Annotated in this window: 16 protein-coding genes; 7 read left to right on the forward strand and 9 right to left on the reverse strand. The window is 67.3% G+C overall.

Features of this window, described 5'->3' with window-relative positions; translation table 11 throughout:
* The first annotated feature begins 28 nt into the window (after positions 1-28).
* Together ygfZ and Clow_RS10490 are read left to right on the forward strand one after the other, a co-directional pair.
* Positions 29-1,135, forward strand: coding sequence for a CAF17-like 4Fe-4S cluster assembly/insertion protein YgfZ (gene ygfZ, locus Clow_RS10485; protein WP_245625758.1), 1,107 nt, complete (start codon positions 29-31; stop codon positions 1,133-1,135).
* A gap of 162 nt (positions 1,136-1,297) precedes the next feature.
* Positions 1,298-1,504, forward strand: coding sequence for a DUF3073 domain-containing protein (locus Clow_RS10490; RefSeq protein WP_055178987.1), 207 nt, complete (start codon positions 1,298-1,300; stop codon positions 1,502-1,504).
* A gap of 91 nt (positions 1,505-1,595) precedes the next feature.
* On the opposite strand, the gene purM is transcribed toward Clow_RS10490, so the two are convergent.
* The 3 genes from purM to Clow_RS10505 are packed head-to-tail and all read right to left on the reverse strand — an operon-like array spanning position 1,596 to position 4,628.
* Positions 1,596-2,669: a phosphoribosylformylglycinamidine cyclo-ligase gene (gene purM / locus Clow_RS10495; RefSeq protein WP_055179087.1), complete on the reverse strand. Its 1,074-nt coding sequence runs from the start codon at positions 2,667-2,669 to the stop codon at positions 1,596-1,598.
* A 34-nt stretch (positions 2,670-2,703) separates the two neighbouring features.
* A complete protein-coding gene (gene purF / locus Clow_RS10500; protein ID WP_055178989.1) occupies positions 2,704-4,227 on the reverse strand; it encodes an amidophosphoribosyltransferase in 1,524 nt (507 codons plus the stop codon).
* 11 nt (positions 4,228-4,238) lie between these two features.
* On the reverse strand, positions 4,239-4,628 hold the full coding sequence (locus Clow_RS10505; RefSeq protein ID WP_055178991.1) for a sterol carrier family protein: 390 nt from the start codon (positions 4,626-4,628) through the stop codon (positions 4,239-4,241).
* A 110-nt stretch (positions 4,629-4,738) separates the two neighbouring features.
* On the opposite strand from Clow_RS10505, the gene Clow_RS10510 reads away from it, so the two are divergent.
* The 4 genes from Clow_RS10510 to Clow_RS10525 all read left to right on the forward strand — a co-directional run bounded on the left by Clow_RS10510 (position 4,739) and on the right by Clow_RS10525 (position 8,771).
* Complete coding sequence (locus Clow_RS10510) at positions 4,739-5,734, forward strand: acyl-CoA thioesterase (protein WP_156334908.1); 996 nt, start codon at positions 4,739-4,741, stop codon at positions 5,732-5,734.
* A 127-nt stretch (positions 5,735-5,861) separates the two neighbouring features.
* Positions 5,862-6,908, forward strand: coding sequence for a FecCD family ABC transporter permease (locus tag Clow_RS10515; protein WP_055178995.1), 1,047 nt, complete (start codon positions 5,862-5,864; stop codon positions 6,906-6,908).
* On the forward strand, positions 6,905-7,963 hold the full coding sequence (locus Clow_RS10520; RefSeq protein ID WP_055178997.1) for a FecCD family ABC transporter permease: 1,059 nt from the start codon (positions 6,905-6,907) through the stop codon (positions 7,961-7,963). Before Clow_RS10515 ends, Clow_RS10520 begins: the two co-directional genes overlap by 4 nt.
* A 13-nt stretch (positions 7,964-7,976) precedes the next feature.
* Positions 7,977-8,771: an ABC transporter ATP-binding protein gene (locus Clow_RS10525; RefSeq protein ID WP_156334911.1), complete on the forward strand. Its 795-nt coding sequence runs from the start codon at positions 7,977-7,979 to the stop codon at positions 8,769-8,771.
* A gap of 55 nt (positions 8,772-8,826) precedes the next feature.
* Here Clow_RS10525 and Clow_RS10530 read toward each other — a convergent pair whose 3' ends face one another.
* Both Clow_RS10530 and Clow_RS10535 read right to left on the reverse strand, forming a co-directional pair.
* On the reverse strand, positions 8,827-10,080 hold the full coding sequence (locus Clow_RS10530) for an MFS transporter (RefSeq protein ID WP_082418655.1): 1,254 nt from the start codon (positions 10,078-10,080) through the stop codon (positions 8,827-8,829).
* A 126-nt stretch (positions 10,081-10,206) separates the two neighbouring features.
* Positions 10,207-10,851, reverse strand: a complete 645-nt coding sequence (locus Clow_RS10535; protein WP_055179001.1) for a LysE family translocator — start codon at positions 10,849-10,851, stop codon at positions 10,207-10,209.
* Positions 10,852-10,943: 92 nt separating this feature from the next.
* Here Clow_RS10535 and Clow_RS10540 point away from each other — a divergent pair, with 92 nt between their 5' ends.
* Positions 10,944-11,411, forward strand: a complete 468-nt coding sequence (locus tag Clow_RS10540) for an Lrp/AsnC family transcriptional regulator (RefSeq protein WP_156334914.1) — start codon at positions 10,944-10,946, stop codon at positions 11,409-11,411.
* 29 nt (positions 11,412-11,440) lie between these two features.
* Here the strand turns inward: Clow_RS10540 and Clow_RS10545 are convergent, their stop codons facing one another.
* From Clow_RS10545 to Clow_RS10560, 4 genes are read right to left on the reverse strand one after another with little or no spacing between them, the layout of a single operon-like run.
* Positions 11,441-13,114 carry a siderophore-interacting protein gene (locus Clow_RS10545; RefSeq protein ID WP_055179003.1) on the reverse strand — a complete coding sequence of 558 codons (1,674 nt, stop codon included), beginning with the start codon at positions 13,112-13,114 and terminating at the stop codon, positions 11,441-11,443.
* Positions 13,101-14,402, reverse strand: a complete 1,302-nt coding sequence (locus tag Clow_RS10550; RefSeq protein WP_082418656.1) for a SidA/IucD/PvdA family monooxygenase — start codon at positions 14,400-14,402, stop codon at positions 13,101-13,103. The genes Clow_RS10545 and Clow_RS10550 overlap by 14 nt, the downstream gene beginning before the upstream one ends.
* Complete coding sequence (locus tag Clow_RS10555) at positions 14,399-20,935, reverse strand: condensation domain-containing protein (protein ID WP_055179005.1); 6,537 nt, start codon at positions 20,933-20,935, stop codon at positions 14,399-14,401. Before Clow_RS10555 ends, Clow_RS10550 begins: the two co-directional genes overlap by 4 nt.
* Before the next feature lie 12 nt (positions 20,936-20,947).
* Complete coding sequence (locus Clow_RS10560) at positions 20,948-22,477, reverse strand: amino acid adenylation domain-containing protein (protein ID WP_055179007.1); 1,530 nt, start codon at positions 22,475-22,477, stop codon at positions 20,948-20,950.
* Positions 22,478-22,550 lie beyond the last annotated feature (73 nt).

Consider the following 22,550-nt stretch of genomic DNA (forward strand, 5'->3'; position numbering starts at 1 on the left):
GCCCGCCACAGAGGGTTACCATCTACCTGTGCCTGATACCACCGCTTATTCCTCCCCGTTGCTGAGCCTCCCCGGCGCCCTGCCCGCCCAGGAGAAAGACACCTTAGCCTTAAGCCTTGATAGTCAGGGAGTGGCCTGGCACTACGGCGATCCCCTGGCCGAGCAGCGCCGGGCCGCACTTTCCGGGACCGTGGTGGACCGCTCGCACCGCACCATCCTGCGCGTGGACGGCCCCGAGGCCGCGACCTTCCTCAACAACCTGCTCTCCCAGAAGCTTGACGACGCCCCCGTGGGCTTCCACGCCGGCGCCCTCGACCTCGACGCCCAGGGCCACGTGCTCCACCACGCCGAAGTGATACGCATCGAGCAGGGCTTTTACCTCGATCTGCCCCGCGCTGAGGCGGCAAGCCTGCGCGAGTTTCTCAGCCGCATGGTCTTTTGGTCCCAGGTGGAGATCACCGAAACCACCCTGGGGCTGCTCAGCGTGCTGGGGGCCGCCCCGGACCTCGCGGGGGTGCCCATGGAGTGGACCCGCACCCTACCGGACCGCACCGACCTCGCCGTGGAGCGCGCCGACCTGCGCCAGGCTATCGACGCCCTGACGGCCCAAGGCCTCAGCCCCGCCGGGCTCATGGCGTGGACCACCCACCGCGTACACACCCTGAACCCGGAACTACGGGCGGACCTCGACGATAAAACCATCCCCCACGAGGTGCCCCACTGGATTGGGCGCGGCGATAACCTCGGGACCGTGCACCTGGATAAGGGCTGCTACCGGGGCCAGGAGACGGTATCGCGGGTGGAAAATATCGGCCGCTCCCCCCGACTGCTCGTGCGCCTGCACCTGGACGGCTCGGTGCCCGTGCTGCCCGCCCCCGGCACGCCCATTACCTCCGGGGGGCGGAAGGTGGGCCGCCTGGGCACGGTGGTACACGATTATGAACTCGGGCCCATCGCCCTGGGGCTTATCAAGCGCTCGGTGCTGGGGGTAGGTTCTGCCGGAGCTTCTGGTGCCGCCTCGCTCCCGGAGTTGAGCGCCGGGGATTGCGCCCTGGCGGTGGATAGCGATTCCCTGCCCGCCTTCGAGGGAGACAAGGCGGGACGCGCGGCGATAGAAAAACTACGCGGCCGCTAGATTTTTGGCCCCGTATCCTGCTTAAAACCGATCAGGGCGGAGGCGGTGCAGAAATTTTTGAGCAGAACCGCTATTGTGTTTAACAGGAATATAGACATACGTACAGCAGATGGGGCGTCCGAATTCCCTGGATTGCCCTGAAACTCCAAGGGGGTCATCGCCATGGGTCGCGGTCGCGCGAAGGCAAAGCAGACCAAAGTTGCACGCCGGTTGAAGTACAGCACACCAGACATGGATCTGGAGTCCCTACAGCGTGAACTGGCGGGCAAGGCTCCTCACAGTTCCTATGAGGACTCCGCCGATGAGGATTACGACGATCCCTACGCGGAATACGCCTACTGGAATGAGGAGGATCAGGGCGACAAATAGCGCCCTCTCCCACAGCGCAAAGAAGGGGGTGGCTACCGTTTCCTGGGTAGCCACCCCCTTCTTTTATCGTTTCTATGCGGCTTCGCAAATCCTAAGCGCCGGGGTGCGAGCCCGTCATCACCACGCGCTGCTCGTCGCCCTCGGCGGCGTCGCGCACCGTGCCGATCTCAAAGCTCGGAATGTGGCGGGCCGCCAGCATAGCCAGGGCGCGATCGCGGTCCTTCTCCGCCACCACGGCCACCATGCCCACGCCCATGTTGAAGGTCTTTTCCATCTCTTCCTGGGAGACCTTGCCCAGGGAGGCGATGGTGCGGAAGATCTGGCCCGGCGTCCAGGTACCGCGGGAAATGGTGGCCACCAGGTTCTCGGGAATCACGCGGGCCAGGTTGCCCGCCAGGCCGCCGCCGGTGACGTGGCAGAAGGTATGAATCTCGCACTCGGCGGCCAGGGCCAGGCATTCGCGGGTGTAAATACGGGTGGGCTCTAGCAACTCCTCGCCCAGGGTGCGGCCCAGTTCCTCCATGTACCCATCCAAGGGCAGGCCAGCCTTTTCCAGCAGCACGTGGCGGGCCAGGGAATAGCCATTGGAGTGTAGGCCGGAGGAGGCCATGCCGATGATGACGTCGCCCGCGCGCACGCGATCCGGGCCGAGGAGTTCATCGGCCTCCACCACGCCCACGGCGGTAGCGGAGACGTCGTATTCGCCCGGCTCCATCAGGCCGGGGTGCTCGGCGGTCTCCCCGCCCAGCAGGGCGCAACCGGCCTGCACGCAGCCCTCGGCAATGCCGGAGACGATCTGCGCCACGTGCTCGGGAACCACCTTGCCAATGGCGATGTAATCCTGGAGGAAGAGCGGCTCCGCGCCACACACCACGAGGTCATCCACGCACATGGCCACCAGGTCGATGCCGATGGTGTCGTGCTTGCCCATCGCCTGAGCCACGGCGAGCTTGGTGCCCACGCCATCGGAGCCCGCGGCCAACAGCGGCTCGCGGTACTTGCCCAGGGCAAAGAGCCCAGCGAAGCCGCCCAGGCCGCCGCGCACCTCGGGGCGGGTGGCCTTCTTAGCCAGGGGCGCAAAGAGTTCTACCGCGCGGTCACCGGCCTCAATATCCACGCCAGCAGCGGCATAGGAGGCGCCTTGAGTCTCGTCGTTGTGGCTCATCGTCTCTTCTTCCATTCTTCTTTGTGGTTGGGGATTAGCTTGAGGCGGTTTCTTGGAGGCGGGCCACCAGGTCCGCATTGGGATTACCCTTGGGCAGGCCCAGGGGATACTCCCCGGAGAAGCAGGCGGTGCACAGTTCGCTCATGGGCTGCTCGGTGGCCTCCACCATCTGTTCGATGGATACGAAGCCCAGGGAATCCGCGCCGATGGCGGTGCAAATGGACTGCGCCATGCCCTCCACCGTCTGCGCATCACCGGAATTGGCGATGAGTTCTCCGGGGCTGGCGAAGTCGATGCCATAGAAGCAGGGCCACTTCACCGGCGGGGAGGCGATGCGCACGTGAACCTCGGCGGCCCCGGCCTCGCGCAGCATGCGGATGAGCGCGCGCTGGGTATTACCGCGCACGATGGAATCGTCCACCACGATCAGCCGCTTGCCCTCGATCACCTCGCGCAGCGGATTGAGCTTGAGGCGAATACCCAGCTGGCGCAGCGTCTGGGAGGGCTGAATGAAGGTGCGGCCCACATAGGAGTTCTTCACCAAACCCTGCCCAAAGGGGATACCGGACTCGCGGGCATAACCCACGGCCGCCGGGGTGCCCGATTCCGGCACCGGCATGACCAGATCGCCCTCGGCGGGGAACTCGCGGGCGAGGCGACGCCCAATTTCGATGCGAGTGGCATTCACGCTGCGGTTGCGGATCACGGTATCCGGGCGGGCCAGGTACACGTACTCGAATACGCAGCCCTTGTGCTTGGTCTCCGCGAAGCGCTCGCTGTGGATACCGGTGGCGTCGATAGCCACCATCTCGCCGGGCTCGATCTCGCGGACGAAGGAAGCACCCACGATGTCCAGGGCGCAGGTCTCGCTGGCCACCACCCAGCCGCGCTCTAGGCGGCCGAGAACCAGGGGACGCACGCCGTAAGGGTCGCGGGCGGCGTAGAGGGTTTGCCCATCGGTGAAGGTGAGGCAGAAGGCCCCGTGGACGCGCGGGAGGAGTTCTCGGGCGGCGTCGAGCACGGTGGTGCCGTCCTGCACGGCGTCGGCAAGCAGGGCGGTGAGCACGTTGGTATCGGAGGCGCTGGCGGCGTCGAGCACGCCGCGCTCGGTGGCCTCATCGCGCAGTTCCACGAAGTTCACCAGGTTGCCGTTGTGCCCGAGCGCGATGTCCGTGCCATTGGAGGAGGTGCGGAACATCGGCTGGACGTTATTCCAGTCCGTGCCGCCCGCCGTGGAGTAACGGGTGTGCCCGATGGCGACGTCGCCCTCGAAGGAATCCAGCAGCATCTCATCGAAGATCTGGGAAACCAGGCCCATATCCTTGTACACGATGATGCGGTCCCCATCGCCCACGGCGATACCGGCGGCCTCCTGGCCGCGGTGTTGAAGGGCAAAGAGCCCAAAGTAGGTGAGCTTGGCTACCTCTTCCCCCGGCGCCCAGACCCCGAATACACCACATTCCTCGCGCGGTGCGGTCTCTCCGCGATCATCGAGGTTCACGGGAGGCGAGACAGGGACGGGAGGACAATGCGTGTTCCTAAGTGCCACGGGCAACATCATAACCACCCTTAGCCAGCCAGCCTAAACAGAGGCAACCAGCGGGCCACCTCCCCCGCCCGCGCCCCGGAGGCCTCCACGCGGTGCTGCGCGCAGGCACCCTCGTAATCCAGCGTTCCTAAGACCAATTGCAGCCAGGTGAACGCATCCATCTCCACCACATTCGGCGGGGTGCCGCGCGTATGCCGTGGCCCCTCGATGCACTGCACCGCCACGAAGGGAGGCACGCGCAGCTCCACGGAATGCCCCGGCGCGCTCTGTTCCAGCAGGCGGGCGGACTGGCGCACCGCCGCCGCGATCTCGGCGCGCGGGGGTTTGGGGGTGGACTCGGGATCGCGCGCCCACTGCTGTATTGCCTCTACCGCGCGGCGTGCTTCTAGGGGATCGACCTTCTTAGCCACGCGCGCATTATAGCGCCGCTAACCCCACTCCCGGTCCGCCGTAGAGAGATAGGGCACGGTATGGTGGTGTGGTCTATATGGAGTTGAATACCTCGGAGAATGCCAGTCCCATGACTACCCCCACCCCCAAATCCCCCTCCGTCACCCTGCGCTTCATGGCCGCTCCCACGGATGTGATCCTGGCCGGTACCCACGGCGTATCCGGCGGGCGCCTTCTGGAATGGATTGATAAGGCCGCCTACGCCTGCGCTACCCAGTGGTCCGGCACCTACTGCGTAACCGCCTACGTGGGCCATATTCACTTCACCCGCCCCATTCCCTCCGGGCACATCGTGGAGGTGCGCTCCCGCATCGCCATGACGGGACGTTCCTCCATGCACATCGTCAATGAGGTCTTTTCCGCCGACCCCCGCGAGGGCGTATTCACCCGCGCCTGCGATTGCCTGGTGATCTTCGTGGCTAAGGACACCGCCACGGGCAAGTCCACCCCCGTGGCTTCCTTCGAGCCCAACACGGAAGAGGAAGTGCGCGTTCAGGAGGCCGCCCGCTCCCGCATCGGCCTGCGCAGCGCCATCGAGGCCGAGATGGAAAAGCAAACCTATGAGGGGCCCTCCGACGCCCCCCGCCTCATCACCCGCTTCCTGGCTAAGCCCACCGATGTGAACTGGGGCGGCAAGGTGCACGGCGGCACCGCGATGGAGTGGATCGACGAGGCCGGAACCGCCTGCACGATGGAATGGACCGGCGAGCACACCGTGGCTATTTACGCCGGGGGCATCCGCTTTTACCGCCCCATCGCCATCGGTGACCTCGTGGAGGTAGATGCCCGCATGCTGCGCACCGAGGAACGCAGCATGCAGATGTCCATTCACGTGCGCTCCGGTGCCGCCCACGAGGGGCGCTCCGCGCTGAAAACCGCCATTCACGCCTCCGTGACCTATATCTCCAAGGACGTGGACGGGAACGCCCTGCCCACCCGTCAGTTCGTGCCCGTCACCGAGGAGGATCAGCGCTTAGCCGAGCACGCCACGGTCCTGCGCAACCTGCGCGCCGAGTACGCGCCCAAGCCGCTGGTGACCCCGCCGCAGGCGCAGCACGTGGACTAGGAAGGCGTCGATAAGCCCTCCCCTGCACCCCGTGGCCGCCGTGGCCCGGGGTGCATTTGCTTTCTGCGGGCTGAACCTTAAATATGGGAGAAGTTCAGTTTAGCCTTACCTATTCTTGTGGTACTTCATGCCTTCTCCTCCTCCTGCGGCGCGCACCCCTGCTGCCGCGCAGAGCAATCGACGCCGCGCGCTGAGCCTGGTGCTCATCCTCGCCGCCCTGGTGCTGGCCTGCGGCGCCAGCCTCGCCTATGGCTCGAATCCGCTGGCCTTTTCCGAGGTGTGGGAGGCCCTGTGGCACCGCGATGATGCCCCGGCCATGACCTCGGCAATCCTCTGGGAGCAGCGCTGGCCGCGCACCCTGGTGGCGGTGCTGGCGGGAATCGGCTTTGGGGTGGCCGGTGCCCTCATTCAGGCGCTCACCCGCAATCCCCTGGCGGACCCCGGCCTGCTCGGCGTGAACGCCGGGGCGGGCTTTGCCATCGCGCTGGGGGTGGGTGCCTTTGGGCTGAGCACCACCACGGGTTATATCTGGTGCGCCTTTATCGGCGCGGGTCTGGCTGCCGCCGGGGTCTATGCCATCAGCGCCACCCAGGGCGCGCACGCCTCCCCCGCTACCCTGGTGCTGGCCGGGGTGGCCCTGGGCGCGGTGCTTACGGGAATCACCCGCTTTCTCTCGCTCACCAGCCCGGATACCTTTGAGGCAATCCGGCACTGGTCGGTGGGTTCGGTGGCGGGCACCTCGCTGCGCGACGCCCTGAGCGCCGCGCCCCTCGTGATCGCGGGGCTGCTGCTGGCCCTGGCGCTGGCCTCCTCCTTGAACTCGCTCGCGCTCGGTGATGATCTCGCCGCCGCGCTGGGCACCAAGGTGGGGCGCACCCGCGTGCTCGGGATCGTGGCACTGACCCTGCTCGCGGGCTCGGCCACGGCGATCACCGGGGGGATTAGCTTTGTGGGCCTGATGATTCCGCACGTGGTGCGCTGGTTCGTGGGGCCCGACCAGCGCTGGATTATCGCCTATAGCGCGCTGTGCGCCCCGGTGCTGGTGCTGGCTGCCGATACCGTGGGCCGCGTGGTGGCCCGCCCCGGCGAGATCGAGGCCGGGATCATCACCGCCCTGCTCGGCGCCCCGGTGCTCATCGCCCTGGCGCGGCGCAAGAAGGCAGGTGGGCTATGAGCCTTAACTTCGGTTACCGGCAGGCCGTGATCCGCACCCGGCACTTCTCCTGGAGAATGGGCTGGCGGGTGCTGCTCACGGGGTTAGGGCTCTTTGCGCTGGCCGCTGTGCTCTGTGTGCTCAGCATTGGCATGGGTGATTTCCCGCTGCGTCCCACTGAAGTCTTGGGGGTATTCGGTGGGGAGGGCACCCGTATTCAACGCATGATCGTGCTGGAATGGCGCCTGCCCATAGCCCTGGCCGCGCTCCTCTTCGGCGCGCTGCTGGGCCTCGGCGGAGCGATCTTCCAATCGCTCACCCGCAACCCCCTGGGCTCCCCGGACGTGATCGGCTTCGACGCCGGAGCATACACCGCCGTCACGCTCACGGTGCTGGTGGCGGGCGCGGCAAACTACTGGTCGCTGGCCGGGGCCGCCGTGGCCGGTGGGCTGCTCACCGCGCTGGCCGTATACGCGCTGGCCTGGCGCGGCGGGGTGGCCAGCTTCCGGCTCATCATCGTGGGCATCGCCGTCTCCGCAGGGCTCGGCTCGCTCAACTCCTACCTCATCACCCGCGCCCAGGTGGAGGACGCGATGGTGGTGGGCTTCTGGGCGGCGGGCTCCCTCAACCGCGTGACCTGGCAGGGGCTCCTCCCCTCGCTGGTGCTCGGAACGGTGGTGCTGGTGGGCGTCGTCCTGCTGGCCCCGGCGCTGCGCGCCCTAGAGCTTGGCGACGCCACCGCCACCACCCAGGGCATTGCCGTGCGCTACGCCAAGCCCGCGCTCATGGCGCTGGGAGTTATCACCGCCGCACTCGTGACGGCCGCCGCAGGCCCCATCGGATTCATCGCACTGAGCGCACCCCAATTGGCGCACCGGCTCAGCCGCAGCGCGGGCTTAAGTTTGTGGGCCTCCGCCGCGATGGGCGCGGCCCTGCTCAGCGCCGCCTACGTGGCCTCCCTGGTGATCTCCCGCCTCTTCCAGCCCATTCCCGTGGGCCTTATCACCGTATGCCTGGGCGGCGCGTACATGATGTGGCTGCTCATCCGGCAGGTTCCCCGCGCCACCTCCTCCTAAAGAAAGCAAACCCGTGATACCCCACCACCCCCTCAGCGCCCGCGACGTCACCCTCGGCTACGAACAACGCACCATCTCCGCCGAACTCTCCGTGGATATTCCCGAAGGCTCGTTTAGCGCCATCATCGGCCCCAACGGCTGCGGCAAGTCCACCCTGCTGCGCGCCCTGGCCCGAGTGCTGCGCCCCGAGCGCGGCCAGATCCTCCTCGACGGCAAGGACATTCACCGCCTGCCCGCCAAGGAGGTAGCGCGCCGCGTGGGGCTGCTGCCCCAATCCTCCCTCGCCCCCGAGGGAATCCGCGTGGCCGACCTCGTGGCGCGCGGGCGCGCCCCCTACCAGGGACTCTTGCAGCAGTGGCGCAGCAGCGACGAGGAGGCCGTGCGCGCTGCTCTCGACGCCACCGGCACCCTCGACCTCTCCGATAGGACGGTAGAAGAACTCTCCGGTGGACAGCGCCAACGGGTGTGGATAGCCATGCTGCTCGCCCAGGACACCCCGCTTATGCTCCTCGACGAACCCACAACCTTCCTCGACATCGCCCACCAATACGAACTCATGGAACTGCTGCGCGGCCTACACGAGGAGGGCAAGACCATCGTGACGGTGCTCCACGATCTCAACCAGGCTGCCCGCTATGCCGGGCGGCTCATCGTGATGCACCAGGGCGCGATTGTGACCACCGGGACTCCCGCCGAGGTGCTTACCCCGGAGCTGATGGAGGAGGTCTTTGGGCTGCGCTGCCTGGTGGTGCCCGACCCCGTGACCGGGACGCCGGCGGTAGTGCCGTTGGACCCGCGGGGGTTGTAGGTTTTTTTGGGGGGTCTATGGGGTGTGGGTTGCGGTTGTGGCTTCGGGCTGCGGTTTATGCCAAGACCGGGCGGAAACTCCGCAACTCTCGGCTACAGAGACACACCAGGGCAGCGAGGGAGAACCCGCAACAGGCGATCACCACGGAGGTTTCTAGCCCCAACGCGGCAGCACAGGCGCCGCCCACCAGCGCACCCAGGGGATCGACACCCCAGGAAAGAAAACGCGCCGTCCCGGCCACCTTGGAGATGTGTTCCTCCGGGAAGAGCGTTTGGCGCATGGTGCGCCCGATAATCATGTTCACCACAATGCAGAACTCGAATATCGCAAAGACCGCGGCTACGAGCACCGCCGCACTCAGCCCCTCCAACAACACCGAAAAGGCCAGGGCAATACCCGCCATGGCGATCATCGAGAAGGAGGTGACCAGCAAGGTACCAAAGCCGTACCGATCGGTGAGCTTCACCGCCACGCCAGAGCCCACAATCCCCGTTACCGTAGCCACGGCAAAGACCAGGCCGAAAGTGAAAGGGCTCAACCCCAGAACCGTCAACGCAAAAACGGAGAAAATGGCAAAGAGCCAGGAATCAAAGAAGTTATACAGCGTGGCCGCAAAGAGGGCCACGCGCTGCGGCACCTGGCCCCAGATCAGCCTAAAGCCCAGCCACACCTCGCTCAGATGGCCCTTGATACTAAAGCGCTCTGGCTTATCCTTGCTCCCCCGCCTATCCAGCGGTAAGCCCAAAAGCATAAGGGAACTGAATAGATAACTCACCGCGTTTAATACCAAAATCGCCAGGGCACCAAAGGTGTTGAGGATAAAACCCGAGAACACCGGCCCGCCCGTCTCCGAGACCGAAAGGCCGCCCTCAATCCAAGAATTGGCCTTCACCAAATCGCCCTTGGACACCACCGAAGGCACGGCGGCCGCCATAGAGCTTTCATAAAGGAGGTTGAGTACCCCCACAGCAAAAAGCCCCACGGCCAGGCTCACCCAGCCCAGGGAGCCTACAAGAAAGAGCACGCAGAGCAGGGCGAAAATGACGAAGCGCGCGATATTACATACGTGCAGCAAGAAACTGCGCCGCAGCCGGTCCGCGAGAGCACCGGCAGAGAGGGAGAAGAAGAGAGGCGCGGAGAGACTAGCCGCCGCCACCCAGCTAATCTGCTGCGCCGATAACCCCAGTTCCGTCACCCCGATCACCGGCACGGCAAAGGTGACCATCGCCGTGCCGGTATTCGAGACGAAATCGCCCACCCACAGGCGGGAAAAATCTGGCCCACGGAAACGAGGTGGCCTTGTGCTCATCTTTCCCCTCGCTGTGCCTAAGAATCAGAGGAAACCGCTAACGCTCCATCGCTAGCGGGAATTGCACAAATCTTAACCTATCACCGTGAATCACATCACTAAAAAGGCCAGCGCTCTTATAGCCTCCTACACCGCCTCCACCAGCATGAACACCGCCAACCCCAGCATGGCCACCCCACCGGCGCCTTGGAGGAATACCGTGGCGCGCGGATTGGCTCGCAGCACCCGGCGCGCCAGGAGGCTCAGGGCCGTGTACACCACGACCACGCTCAAAGTAAAGGCCATGCCCAGGGTGAACATCTGCGTGCTCACCGACCACGGGGCCTGGGTGTTCACGAACTGCGGCAGCAGGGCCACAAAGAACATGATTCCCTTGGGATTGAGCAGGCTCACCCCCATGCCCTCCCAGAGTGGAGAGCCGCGCTTGGCCCCGGCAGCCTGGTTCGATGCCACGGGTTCCCCCACCGGCGTCGATGGCGTAGCCCGCAGCCCCCACAACATCGTGGAGCCTAGGTAGATGAGCAGCAGCGCCCCGCCCACGCTAATGAGAGTGAATACGGCGGGGTGATCGGCCACCATTACCCCCACTCCCGCGGCCACCACCACGCTCATCACCACGTAGCCCACGCCAATTCCCGCCACGGCCTGATTCACCGCCGTCCGGGAGGGCGCGCCGATCACGTGGCGCAGAATCAAGCCCCAATCCGGCCCCGGAACGCAGCTCATCAGCGTAGAAAGACCCAAGAAACTCAGCAGCAGCGCAATATCCATGCACGCTAGGGTGCCTTGATGCTATAGAAAGCACCAAGAGGCGCGATAATATGCCATAAACATACCTTTACAAACAAAAGAATGAGCGATTCATGCACATAGATAATCTTTCGCGCACGATTCTTGCCACTCTACAAAGCAATGCGCGCACAACCGCCGCAGGCCTGGCCGACCGCACCGGGGCGGCGGCCTCCACCTGCTTGCGACGCCTCCGCGCCCTGGAATCAGACGGGGTGATTCGCGGCTATCACGCCGATATTGACCCCGCCGCGCTCGGCTTTTCCCTCCAGGTCATCGCCTTTGTGACCTTGGAGCGCGAGGATCGCGCCACCATTGAGGCCTTTGAGGAAAAGGTGGTGCAGATACCTCAGATCCTCAGCGCAGAGCGCCTTTTTGGCGACCCCGATTATCTGCTCCGCGTGGTAGCGCGCGACCTAGAGGATTATCAGCGCCTACGTGATAACCACTTGGGCGGGTTGCCGGGGCTGAACAAGATCACTTCCACGATGGTCATGCGCACGCTGGTGGAAAAGCGGCCCCTGCCGGTGGCAGAGGCCTAAACAGAGGCCACGAACACCAAAGGCACAAACTAAGCCCGCCCCAGCCGCAGCAAGGCAGAGGACCAACCCACCTGCTGCCGCCGCGTCACCGTCCACCCGGCTTCTTCGGCTGCGCGAGTGACCTCGGCGGCGGTGGGCACGCGGGTGCCGTCCAAGCACAGGCGCACGATGTCCTCGGCAAAGTCGTGCTCGCTATCGGCACCCTCGGGGCTGAGTTTGGTCAGAATCGCTACCTCCCCTGACAGGCCCCGCAGGTAATCCGCCACCTCATTCGCGCTAAAACGCCCAAAGGGGTCTACCACCACGTTCACCTCGGCTGCGGCGGCGGCAAGATCATCCCAGGCCACCGCGCGGGCCACCCGGCCAGAATCGCGGCGGGCGAACTCCTCGGCGTAGACCTTGGCGCCCGGCCCCGTCACGGCCACCGAGGCGCCGGGGCGGGCCACGGCCTCCACCAGAGCGGGGGCCACCCACTGCGCGGATTCCTCGGCTTCCTCCTCCCATTCGGCGGCGTCGTAAGCCACCGGACGCGGGGTGCCGCTGCGCAGCACCTCCTCGATTCCGGCCACGGCCATCGTGCGATGGGCGGCCACCCCGGCCAGGTGCTCAAAGAGGTGCGATTCCTCGTCCGCGAGTTCCTGGGAAAGGGCGGTGAGCTTATAGGCGCCGCCGTTTTCGGCCACCATGTTCAGCGAGCCCAGATAGCGCAGCAGGCGCGCCAGGGCGTCGGGGGCAATGCCGGTGGTGTTGCTGAGTGCTGCGAGGTCGGCGCGGGTGGCGTCGGCAATGGCGGCGAAGATGCCCGCGCGCATGGCGGCGCGCACGGCAAAGCTCGGCACCGGGTCCAGCAGCGCGGCCAGTTCGGTGTAGAGAGCGTAGCCGGTGGATTGGGCCTCCTCGGTTTTTTCCGTGGGGCGGTTGCGCCAATAGCCGGTGACCTCTAGGTTTTCCGGGGCCACGCCGCGCTCCTTGAGGTCGCGGCGGATCTGGCGGAGGTTCCCGGCCTCGCCCGCCACCCAGGCGTACGGGGTGCCCTCGGGGAAGTCGAGGGCCGCCACGGCCTCCACCATGCTGGCTCCCTCGGCGCGCACCACCCAGGTGACCTCGGCGCTGGCCGCCGTGGGAAGTTCCTGAATGTGGGCGCGCTCGGCCACCTCGACCACCACCAGGCAGCGGTGCCCGGCGGGCAGTTCCTCCAGGCAGCGGCTGATCGCGGGCAGGGCGGTTTCATCGCCCACCAGCAGCAGCCAATCGGTATGCGTGGGCAGACGCAGGCAGTTCTTAGGCCCGGCCACCCACAGCCGATCACCCACCTGGGCCGCGCGCGCCCACTCGTCGGCAAGGCCGGATTCGTGGTGGGCGAAGTCCACGCTCAACCGCCCGGTTTCCGGCTCCCAGCGGCGCACGGTATAGGTGCGGAAGAGGTCTTTGACCTCCGCCGACCACTGGTTTATGCCCTTCTCGTCCGGCTCGGGGCGGGGGCGCGCGCCGGTTTGGGGGTCCGGGAAAATAAGGCGAACATCATCGTCAAAGCCGTGGCTCACCAGCCCCGGCACCTCAAAGCCCGCATAGGTGTGGGCGGCCAGTTGCTCCCCACCCAGCACGATGCGGCGCATGCCGGGGTTGAGGTCTATGACCTCTAGAACCTCAAGGTCCCGGACAGAGATGGGGTAAATATCGCGGTGCCTGCTATTTTTGCTCACTATTTTCCATTCCTTTCACGCCCGCGATGATTCTATTGGAGAGTTCGCCCAGGCAACTGAGGTTGGCAAAGCCCGGCCCCTGCATCAACCCCGCCAGGGTGGGCATAAAGAGGCGGCCACCCAGCCCCTCAAAGCGCAAGGTGCCATCAATGCGGCGCTCCACCTGCTCCACGCTTATCGACGCCCACCCTTCCGCACCGGCCTCGCGGGCCAGGCGCTCGCGGGTGTCCGGGGCCAGGTATTCCCCAAACCACAAGGGGGAGTTGCCGCGGGCGTCCACCACGACGTCGGCAAGCACGCTGCCGGTGTGCTCCCCCTCCGGCTGGGAGCGGCGGTATTCCACCTGTAACTTGTCGTTTGCCGGGCGCACTGTGCTTACCGTTCCGCGCACGTGATCGAGGCGTTCATCCATGCCCTCGCGCTGCTGGATACGCACGGAGTACACGCTGCGATCGGTGCGGGCCAGAATATCGCGGCGGGCGGGCTCGTCGAGCGCTACCCAGCGGTGGGGATCGGTGTACAGGCGGTTTTCAAACTGCCCCTCCCCGCGCGTATAAATCGCCGCCGAGGGAGAGATGACCGTGACCGAACCCGCGCGGCTATAGGCCACCTGCTCGACCACGCTGGCCGAGGACTCCCCGGAGCCAATCACCGCGATGTCCACGCCCTTTTTTATTCCCTCCTCAGCGCAGAGCTGCCAGAACTGCGCCAGCGAATACACCCCCGGCACCTCGGCCAGACGCCGCGTGCTCGCGCCAGGGCCGGTGGGCATGAGGCTCTTGGCGTGGAGGGAACCGGCGGTGGTCTCTACCTCCCAGTGCTCGCCCTGCTCGCTGTGCCCGCCTTGCTCGTTGTGGCGTAGTTCTGCGCTCGTGACCGTGGCCTCTAGTACCTCAATACCCAGGCGCTCGACCACCCAGCCCAGGTAATCCGCCCACTGCTCGTGACGCGGGGCGGGGCGGCCCCGGTCAATCCAGGCACCGAACTCCCCTCGCGCGATGAGGAAGGCCGCCCAGCCATGCCGGGCCAATTCCTCATCCACCCGGTGCGATTCCTCCCCCGCGATGCGGGTGCGGTAGGGAAAGCCCACGTCCTTTTCCGGCGGGGTGCCCAGGCGGTGTTGCCCATCGGTCCAGCCCCCGTGAGCGCGCCAGTGTCCACCCACGCCCAGGGGATCGACGAGCAGCACCGAGGGGGCGGGCAACCCCAGGTGTTCCATCACGGCGGCCTTGGCCGCCACGGCCACGCCCTTGGGGCCTGCGCCTACGGCGATGAGATCTATCATCATTCCTCTTCCTCCCCAGTGGGGTTCTGTGAATGTGTGTGGGCTTGGGCTGAGCGTGCTTGCGCTAGTGCCCCGGCGATGAAGGGGCCAAGCGTGCGCCAACCCTCCGGACTGACCAGCTCAAAGTGATCGGCCTCCACGTCCAGGGCCTCTACCTGCGCGCCCGCGCGCTCCCAGGCGGCAGCGGGGTCCCAGGTGGTAGGGCCTGTGGGGGTTTCGTCCTGCTCGGCGGCTGCACCCAGCGGCTTCGTCCCCACCACCAGGTGCACCCTCCCCTCCCAGGGCAGCGCCGGGGCCTCGGCCATGAGCCGCGAACTGGCGATGAGGTTGTGCTCCACCAGCTCACGCAGCGGAGTGGCCTCATCGTCCAGGTTCAATAACCCCTCCACCAGGGGCGTGGGGTCGGCCCCCTCGGTCAAGCCCTGCGGGGCGGCACCCGCTGGGTAGGAATCCACGATTCCTAAGAACTCCACCTGCTCCGGGCCGCCCAACGCGTGAGCCACCGCGTGCGCCAGCGCCCCACCAAAGGACCAGCCCAGCAGGCAATACGGCCCCTGGGGTTGCTCGGCGCGGATCAGCGCGGCGACGTCCTGAGCCGCCTGGGCCAGGGTCCCCTGCTCGATCTCCCCGCCCCAGGTCACCGCGCGCACGTTCAGCGGAATCTGCGCGGCCAACTCCGCCCACGGGGCGTGCAGCCCATCGCCCGGCGGCATGCACCACAGCGTGCGGCCGCCCACGCTGCGCGCCAGCAGCGGGGAGGGGGAGGTCGCGGCGTCGGTAGTGGCAACACCCAGGCGCGCGGCAATGCCCCTGGGACTGCCACCGGCGAGAATATCCCCGATAGCAATATCCAGGCCGGCGCCTTGCAGGCGACCCAAAAGCCGCACCGCTAGCAGGGAGTGACCGCCCGCCTCGGCAAAGTTCGTCTCCGGGCCGACCTCGCTGTCCAGCAGCGCGGACATCTCCGCCGCGATCAGTTCCGCAGTACCTGGAGCCGCGCGGCGCTTATCGACGCCCCGCCGGTCCTTCTCTTGCGTTACCGACATCGGAGCCACGGCTGCCCGCGGCGGGGTTGCCTCCGGGAGCCCCTCTCCCAGGAAGGAACGCAGCACCTGGCCCAGGCGGTTCGCCGCCCAGCGGGCGCGCTCGGTATCCACCAGTCCGGGCCGGTAGGCGAGCACCACGTCAAAATCCCGCCCCGGTTGGGAGAGCACCGTGATGGGATAGTGGGTCTGCCCAAAGGACTCGGTACCCTCCACGGTGAGTTCCCCGCCCGCCTGCGGGGTGGGGGCATTTTCATAGACCACGATGGTGTCAAAGAGACCCGCCCCGCCCACGTCCGCGGCGGACACCGCCGTGTGCTGCCCCAGGTGCGCGCGGGCGGCGTGGTGGGCGCGCAGGTCGGCCAGCGGGTCACCGCTCACCGCAATGCGAGCGGGCAGGGTGGCGGCAAAAAGCCCGATCATCTCGGCAGCCTCGGGCACCTCCGGCGGCCTGCCGGAAACGGTCACGCCGCAGACCACCTCGCCGGTAGAGTCAGTCAGTTCCGCCAGCACGTAGGCCCAGGCCACCTGGAGCAATTCAGCAGCGGTGGCCCCGGATTCACGCGCCACGTCCACCAGGGCCTCGGCGTGCTCGGCCACATCGACGGCAAAGAACTCCTCCCCGCCCGTGCTTGCTTCCACGGCCTCCGGCGCCACCAGGGTGCCGCCTTCCAGGCCGTCGAGGTGCTCGCGCCACACGGCAACGTCGGCCTCGCGGTGACGGGCTAGCCAATCAAGGTAGATCTCCGGCTGCGGGGCAGGCGGCAGGGCGGCACCGGAATAGAGCGCGTTGAGCTCCCGAATCATCAGGCCCGTGGACCACCCATCGGTGACCACGTGGTGCCCGGCCAGCACCAGGTGCAGGCGGTCCTCCTCGTAGATCACCGCCGTCACGCGCACCAGCGGCGGGGCGGCCAGGTCCACGCGGCGGGTCGATTCCCGGGCCATGAGGTGTACCACAAGGTCGCTGTGCGCGGACCCCAAGCCGCGGGCGTCGATAAGCCGGAAGGTCTCGGGCAGGTGCCGGGGCAGGAATTGCAGGCCCGCGGCGGCGTCGAAACCGGCCGCCAAGGTGCGGTGACGGCGCAGCAGTTGCTCCCAGGCCGCGCGCAGTCGGGGGACGTCGATAGGCCCGCTGGCGCGCAGGTCAAGGCGCATGGCCAGCACATACGGGTCCTCGCTGGCGCTCAGGGCGTGGAATACCAGCCCCTCCTGCTGCGGGGTGAGCGGCCAGGTGGCCTCGATGGGGCCGTGCGCCTGCTCTAGGTGGCGTATCGACGCCTCCGGCACCTGCCCGGCGCGCACCGCCTGCACCCGCAGCAGGTGGCACACGATCTCCTCGTGCAGGCGCGCCGGGTCAAAGCGGACGGGGTCGGCGGTGTACTCGATGCGCCCAGTTCCCACAAAGACATTCACCGTGAGTGCTTCGGTGAGGCGGCGGCGCGGGTGGTCCACCACGGCGAACTCCCCGGTATCGCCCGGTAGCACGTTGAGCACCACCTCGGGGTAGCGCAGACCGATCCCGTGCAGGGCACCCGCGGAGTCGTGCGCGGCGAGCACCCCATAACCCCCGCCGGTGCCGGGCACCTCGTGGCGCGCGCGACGAGCGGCGGCCAGGGCATCGGCAGTATCGGCCAGGGGGTCAGTGCTGTGGGGCGCCTCCACGGCCAGCGGGTATTCGATGGTGAACCAACCCACGGTGGATTGATCGCTGCTGCGGCCGTGGCCCTCCACCCCCAGCAATGCGCCGGTGCTGCGGGCCAGGGCTGCCAGCATGACCTCCTCCGGGGATTCTGTCAGGGCGCGGGCGGCGGCCGGGGGAATCTCCAGGGTGACGGTGGTGGCCTCGGCGCGGGTGGGCAGGGTGTGCGGCTGGGGTTCTGTAGGGCGCCCGGCGCGCTGCACGCGCAGCCAGTGGGGAATCTCCGCGCGATGATCGCCCCGTGCGCTGCGCAGCGCGTGCGCCCGCCAGCCGTCCTGCTCGCTGTTTAACTTTCCACCGCGCAGAATACGGGTGACCTCGGCGCGCAGCACCCGCCAGCTCAGCGCATCCACGGCGCTGTGGTGCACGATCAGGCCCACGCCGCCGTGTTCCAGGGCCACCAGGTGTGCCATGCGCCCGGCCTCGGGGGCGAGCAGCCCTGAGCGGGCGGCCACCTGGGCGAGGTCGCGCACGGGGCTGGGCTCGGTGCTCTCCTCTAGCTCTACCAAAGACACCCTGGGCACGATGAGTTCGCCGGCCTGGGTATCCAGAATCATGCGCAGCGCCCCGTGGGCGGCGCTGAGCTGGGCGAGTATCCCCGGCAGCACCTCCGGGGAGACCTGCGGACCGGGAATCTCGGCGTACTGGGCAAAGCCCGCCCAGGCCTCAGCATCGGGGGCGGCAGCGCGTTGGCGGGCGGCCACGGGGCTTTCCGGTAGCGCGCCGATGGGTAGGAAGAACTCTTCTTCCTGCTCTGCTCCCTGGGTACCGGCCTGTTCCATCGCGGCGGCCACGCTGCCCAGGCTCGCCCCGGAAAGAAGATTCTTGGGCCAGATCGTCCAGCCCTCGCGGCGCAATTGGGTAGCCACGGTGAGCGCGCTGATGGAATCGCCGCCCTGGGAGATAAAGTCCCCGGTGGGGGCCATAACCGCGCCCGTTTGCTCCCGGCAGGCGGCCAGGAGTGCGGCCTCGGCGGGGGTCTCGTCGTTGACCGGCACCGGAGAATCATCTCCCTGTTCCCGGGCGGCCAGCGCCTTGCGATCCACCTTGCCGGAAACCGTGGTGGGCAGATCCGCGATCACCTCAATGCGGCCTGGCACCAAGGCCTTGGGAAGTTGGGCGGCCACGGCCTCGCGCACCGCACCGGGAGTCAGCGTTGCCCCTGACGCAGGTACCACCCACCCCACCAGGCCCGCGCGCCCGTGCACCGTGGCTACTGCTGCCGCCACCCCCTCGGTGGCGGCCAGGGCGGCCTCGATCTCACCTAATTCCACGCGGCGGCCATTGATCTCCACCTGATCGTCCACACGGCCTAAGTATTCGTAGCCGCGCCCCGGTATCCAGCGCACCATATCGCCGGTGTCATACAGGCGCTCCGGGCCACGGCGCGGGTCCACCGTGCGGGTGATAAAGGCCTGCGCCGTGGCCTCCTCATCCAGGTAGCCCCTAGCCAATTGAGGCCCGGCCAAGTAGAGCCGCCCGCTCTCAAAGTCCCCGGCTACCTGGTTATTCTCCGTGAGCGCGTAGGCCCTCATGCCCGCCACGGGGTACCCAATGACCGGCTGGCCAGGGGTGACCTCCGCCATGAGCGCATCCACGCAGGCCTCCGTGGGGCCATAGGCATTGAGCGCACGCACACGGCTTCCCGCCAGGGCGTCCCAGAGCGGGGCGGGTAGGGCCTCCCCGCCGAGCACCAACAATTCCAGCTCCGGGAGCTCGACCAGGCCCGCCGCCATGAGCGCGGCGGCCAGCGAGGGCGTGGTGTCAAAGACCGTCACCTCATCGGCGCGCAGGGCGGCCACGGCGGCCTCAGCGTCGGTAGCGATCTCCTCGGGATAGAGGCGCACGCAGTGCCCGGCCAGCAGCCACAGCAGTTGGTCCAGCGCGGCGTCGAAAGCAAAACTCGCGGTGTGCCCCACCACCGCGCGCGGGCGACGATACAGCCCCGCCAGATGGCCCGTGAGCAGGGCTTCCAGGCTGGCGCGGGTAATCTCCACGCCCTTGGGAGTGCCCGTGGAGCCGGAGGTAAAGATCACGTAGGCCAGCTCCGTAGCCTGGAGTTCGCGCCGTTCCTGCTCGGCAGCGGGAAAGGCGTTGCGCCCGGCCACCCAGGTAGCCCCCAACGCCTCCATGATTGCTTGGCGACGCCCCCGCGGCGCCCCCGGTTCCAGGTAGGTAAAGGGCACCCCGGCATACAAGGCCGCCAGCACGGTGACCACCAGGTCGCTGCCGCGCGGCATATCAATGGCGATGGGCTGCCCCTGGGGCAGGTGGAGCGCGGTCTCGATCACCCGGCGGTGCAATTCCGCGCCGCTGAGCCGGGTGTCCTGGGCGATGAGGCTTTCCTCTTCCTGCGTCGCCAGGGCGTCGATGAGGTCGCGCAGGCTCGCGGTAGGTTCCGTGCTTGCTGTGGCGGGCTGGGCTGCGCGGGCGTCGATCAGCGCCTCGGTATCGTCAGTGGCGCCCACGAGTTCGCCCACGGTGGCCTCCCCCGAGAAGCCCGCGAGCAGGTCCCGCAGCTCGCTCAGGCGCTGCCGGGCCACAGGCGCGGGTACGCGCGCCGGGTCGGTCTCTAGGCCGAGGTCTAGGCCCCCATCGGCGGCGGGCATGACCACCAGGCCGAAATCCTCCGGGGGTCCGCCCGCCACGTTGCGCAGCGCCCCGGTGGCCCCGGCAAAATCAAAGGTCATATCAAAGATCTTGGCGTTCACGCCCATGCCATGCAGCAGCGCCCCGGCGCCGGGAACGCCGAGATCACGCGGCAGATTCTCGCCCCGGTAGCGCTGGTGCTGGCGCACCTGACGGAAGCGCTCGTCGGTCTCGGCCAGCAGGTCGCGCAAGGTGGCCTCCGCACGCACAGGTACCAGCAACGGCAGAACGTTCACCGCCATGTGCGGGGTGGCCCGCTGGGCGCGGGTGGTGCGCGCCATCACCGGCATGGCCAGGCACAGATCCTCCTGCGGGCGGCCGGTGATCTGCCATAGTTGAGCGGCATAGACCGCCACCAGGGCGCTCACCCAGGTACTTCCCGCCTGCTCCACTGCGGCACTGAAACACTGATAATCCTGGGCCGATACCCGCACCGTGGTGGTGATGGTGGTCCCGGAGGTCTGGGCGCCACCCGTGGCGGCGTTAAGCCGTTCGCGCGCGGCGAGGTCTGGCAAGGGGGTGAGCAGATCGCGGAAGAAGGCGCGGGCGGCCTCGGCCTCCTCGGAGGCGGCGTAGGCGCTATCCTCGGCCACCAATTCCGCCAGGCCCACGCCCCGATAGCGCTTGGGGGCCTTGCCCGTGACCTCCGCCCGGTAGTGCTCCGCCATGCGGCGGGTAATCAGGGTGGCGGAATAACCGTCCACCACAATGTGATGATAAAGCTGAATCACCCAGGTGCGCTGCTCATCAAGGCGCAGCACCTCATAGCGGCACAGCGCAGCCTCGGTGAGCCCAGCCGCCCCCTCGGCCAGAGCGGTCTTGGCGGCGTCGATACGCGCCTCGGCCAGGCGCCGCGGGTGGGTGACCCCGCGCAGGTCACGCACGATGACCGGCACGATCTCCTCGCTGAGGTACTGGCGCGGGCCACCCTCGGTATCGCGCAGGCGAATCCGCAGCGTCTCCACCTCGCGCTGGGTGGCCTCGATGGCGCGCACCAGCGCGGCGGTATCCACGCGGCCTTCTAATTCCAGCACCTCGCCCACCACGTAATAGGGCGAGTGAGGGTCAATCAATTGGGCATCAAAGATTCCGCGCTGTGCGCCGGTTAAAGGAAGCAGAGCGGAGGTATCGGGCGTGGTCATAGGGCCTTTCTTTTATCGTTGCTGCGGCAGCGCCGCCCGGTCGAGTTTTCCATTGGCGCTCACGGGCAGCGCCTCCATCACCACGATGTGACCGGGCACGGCGTAGGCGGGCAGAGCATCTGCCACCTGCGCGCGCACCCCTTCGGCGTCCGACGCCGCTGTTGCCAGGTCGATCCCCGTGACGTAGCCCCACAGTTCCTCCCCCACCAGACGCGCGGCGGCGTTGCTCACCCCCGGCACCGCGCGCAGAGCGGCCTCCACCTCGCCCAGCTCCACGCGATTGCCGCGCACCTTCACCTGATCGCCCAGGCGCCCCCGGAACTCGTACATTCCCAAGCCGGTATCAAAGCGCACCAGGTCGCCGGTGCGATAGCGGCGCTCCCCCGCCTCGGTCGTGTCGAAGGCCGCGGCGGTGAGCTCGGGGCGTCGGAAGTAACCCCCGCCCACCTGCACGCCGAAGATCAGCAGTTCCCCGGCCTCGCCTGGGCGTACCTCCTGCGTCGTACCGGGTTCCACCACCTGCACGCCCACGCCCGGCTCGGCGTGACCCAGCAGCGCCTGCCCGGCGCGCAGGGGCACCTCCGGGGTGTACTCCACCCACATCACGTCCATCGCCGCCTCGGAGGGGCCGTAGAGCCCGTGAATCCTGGCGGAGGTGGCCTCGCGCACGGCCTCCACGAGATCCGCCGGAACCGCCTCCCCGCCGAGCAGGAGGTGGCGCAGGGAATCCAGCGCGCCGGGGCGCACCCCGGCCTCCAACAGGGCGCGCAACATGCTCGGCACGATAGAGAGCACGCTCACCCGATGGCTCTCGATCATGCTCACCAGGGCGCGGGAATCACCCGGCCACCAATCGGCGGGCGGGAGCACCACCGTGCCGCCCGCGCTGAGCGGACTGAGCACCTCGGCCACGCCGACGTCGAAGGCCACCGGGGCCTTGTTCATCACCACGTGTTCCCCACCACCGAAGGTCTCCCGCATCCATTCCAGGTGCCAGGCCACGCCCTCGTGCAGGTTGATCGCGCCCTTGGGGGTGCCCGTAGTGCCCGAGGTATAGATCATGTACACGGGGTCCTCGCCGTGGATGGGGCGCGAGGGGGTGACCTCACCCCCCTGGCTTTCTGCGCGCAGGTCTTCCCGGATACCTGGGTCCGCGAGATTCAGGCTCAGGTAGTTCTCCGGCAGGTCTGCCCCCTCGTGGAGCACCACGGCGGGCTCGCTCTCGCGCAGCAGGCCCGCGATGCGCGCGGCGGGATAAGAGCTATCGACGGGCACGTACACCCCGCCCGCGCGAATCACCGCCACCGCCGCGATCACCTGCCAGGGCGAGCGCCCAGCCACCACCGCCACGCGGTCTCCCACCTGCACCCCGGCGGCGAGGAGACGACGCGCCAGCGCCCCGCTGAGTTCGCGCAATTGCGGGTACGAGATGGTTTCTCCCCCCTCCACGCGGATTGCTTTGTGCTCAGGTTTTGCCTGTTCGAGGGTGCGTTCCAGCAACTCGGCCACCGTGGCGGCGGAGTTGGTGGTGTGTAATTCCATGAAGAGCCTTTTACAGAGATACGTTGGCCGGATAGGTTTACTAAGGATAGATTTACCAAAATAGCAAGGAGCA

This window comes from Corynebacterium lowii (assembly GCF_001412085.1).
Taxonomy (GTDB): Bacteria; Actinomycetota; Actinomycetes; order Mycobacteriales; family Mycobacteriaceae; genus Corynebacterium; species Corynebacterium lowii.

Coding starts and splice junctions, on each gene's coding strand:
- Clow_RS10490 (WP_055178987.1), top strand. CDS start 1,298: ATGGGTCGCGGTCGCGCGAAGGCAAAGCAGACCAAAGTTGCACGCCGG.
- purM (WP_055179087.1), bottom strand. CDS start 2,669: ATGAGCCACAACGACGAGACTCAAGGCGCCTCCTATGCCGCTGCTGGC.
- purF (WP_055178989.1), bottom strand. CDS start 4,227: ATGTTGCCCGTGGCACTTAGGAACACGCATTGTCCTCCCGTCCCTGTC.
- Clow_RS10510 (WP_156334908.1), top strand. CDS start 4,739: ATGACTACCCCCACCCCCAAATCCCCCTCCGTCACCCTGCGCTTCATG.
- Clow_RS10515 (WP_055178995.1), top strand. CDS start 5,862: ATGCCTTCTCCTCCTCCTGCGGCGCGCACCCCTGCTGCCGCGCAGAGC.
- Clow_RS10520 (WP_055178997.1), top strand. CDS start 6,905: ATGAGCCTTAACTTCGGTTACCGGCAGGCCGTGATCCGCACCCGGCAC.
- Clow_RS10530 (WP_082418655.1), bottom strand. CDS start 10,080: ATGAGCACAAGGCCACCTCGTTTCCGTGGGCCAGATTTTTCCCGCCTG.
- Clow_RS10535 (WP_055179001.1), bottom strand. CDS start 10,851: ATGGATATTGCGCTGCTGCTGAGTTTCTTGGGTCTTTCTACGCTGATG.
- Clow_RS10540 (WP_156334914.1), top strand. CDS start 10,944: ATGCACATAGATAATCTTTCGCGCACGATTCTTGCCACTCTACAAAGC.
- Clow_RS10550 (WP_082418656.1), bottom strand. CDS start 14,402: ATGATGATAGATCTCATCGCCGTAGGCGCAGGCCCCAAGGGCGTGGCC.
- Clow_RS10555 (WP_055179005.1), bottom strand. CDS start 20,935: ATGACCACGCCCGATACCTCCGCTCTGCTTCCTTTAACCGGCGCACAG.
- Clow_RS10560 (WP_055179007.1), bottom strand. CDS start 22,477: ATGGAATTACACACCACCAACTCCGCCGCCACGGTGGCCGAGTTGCTG.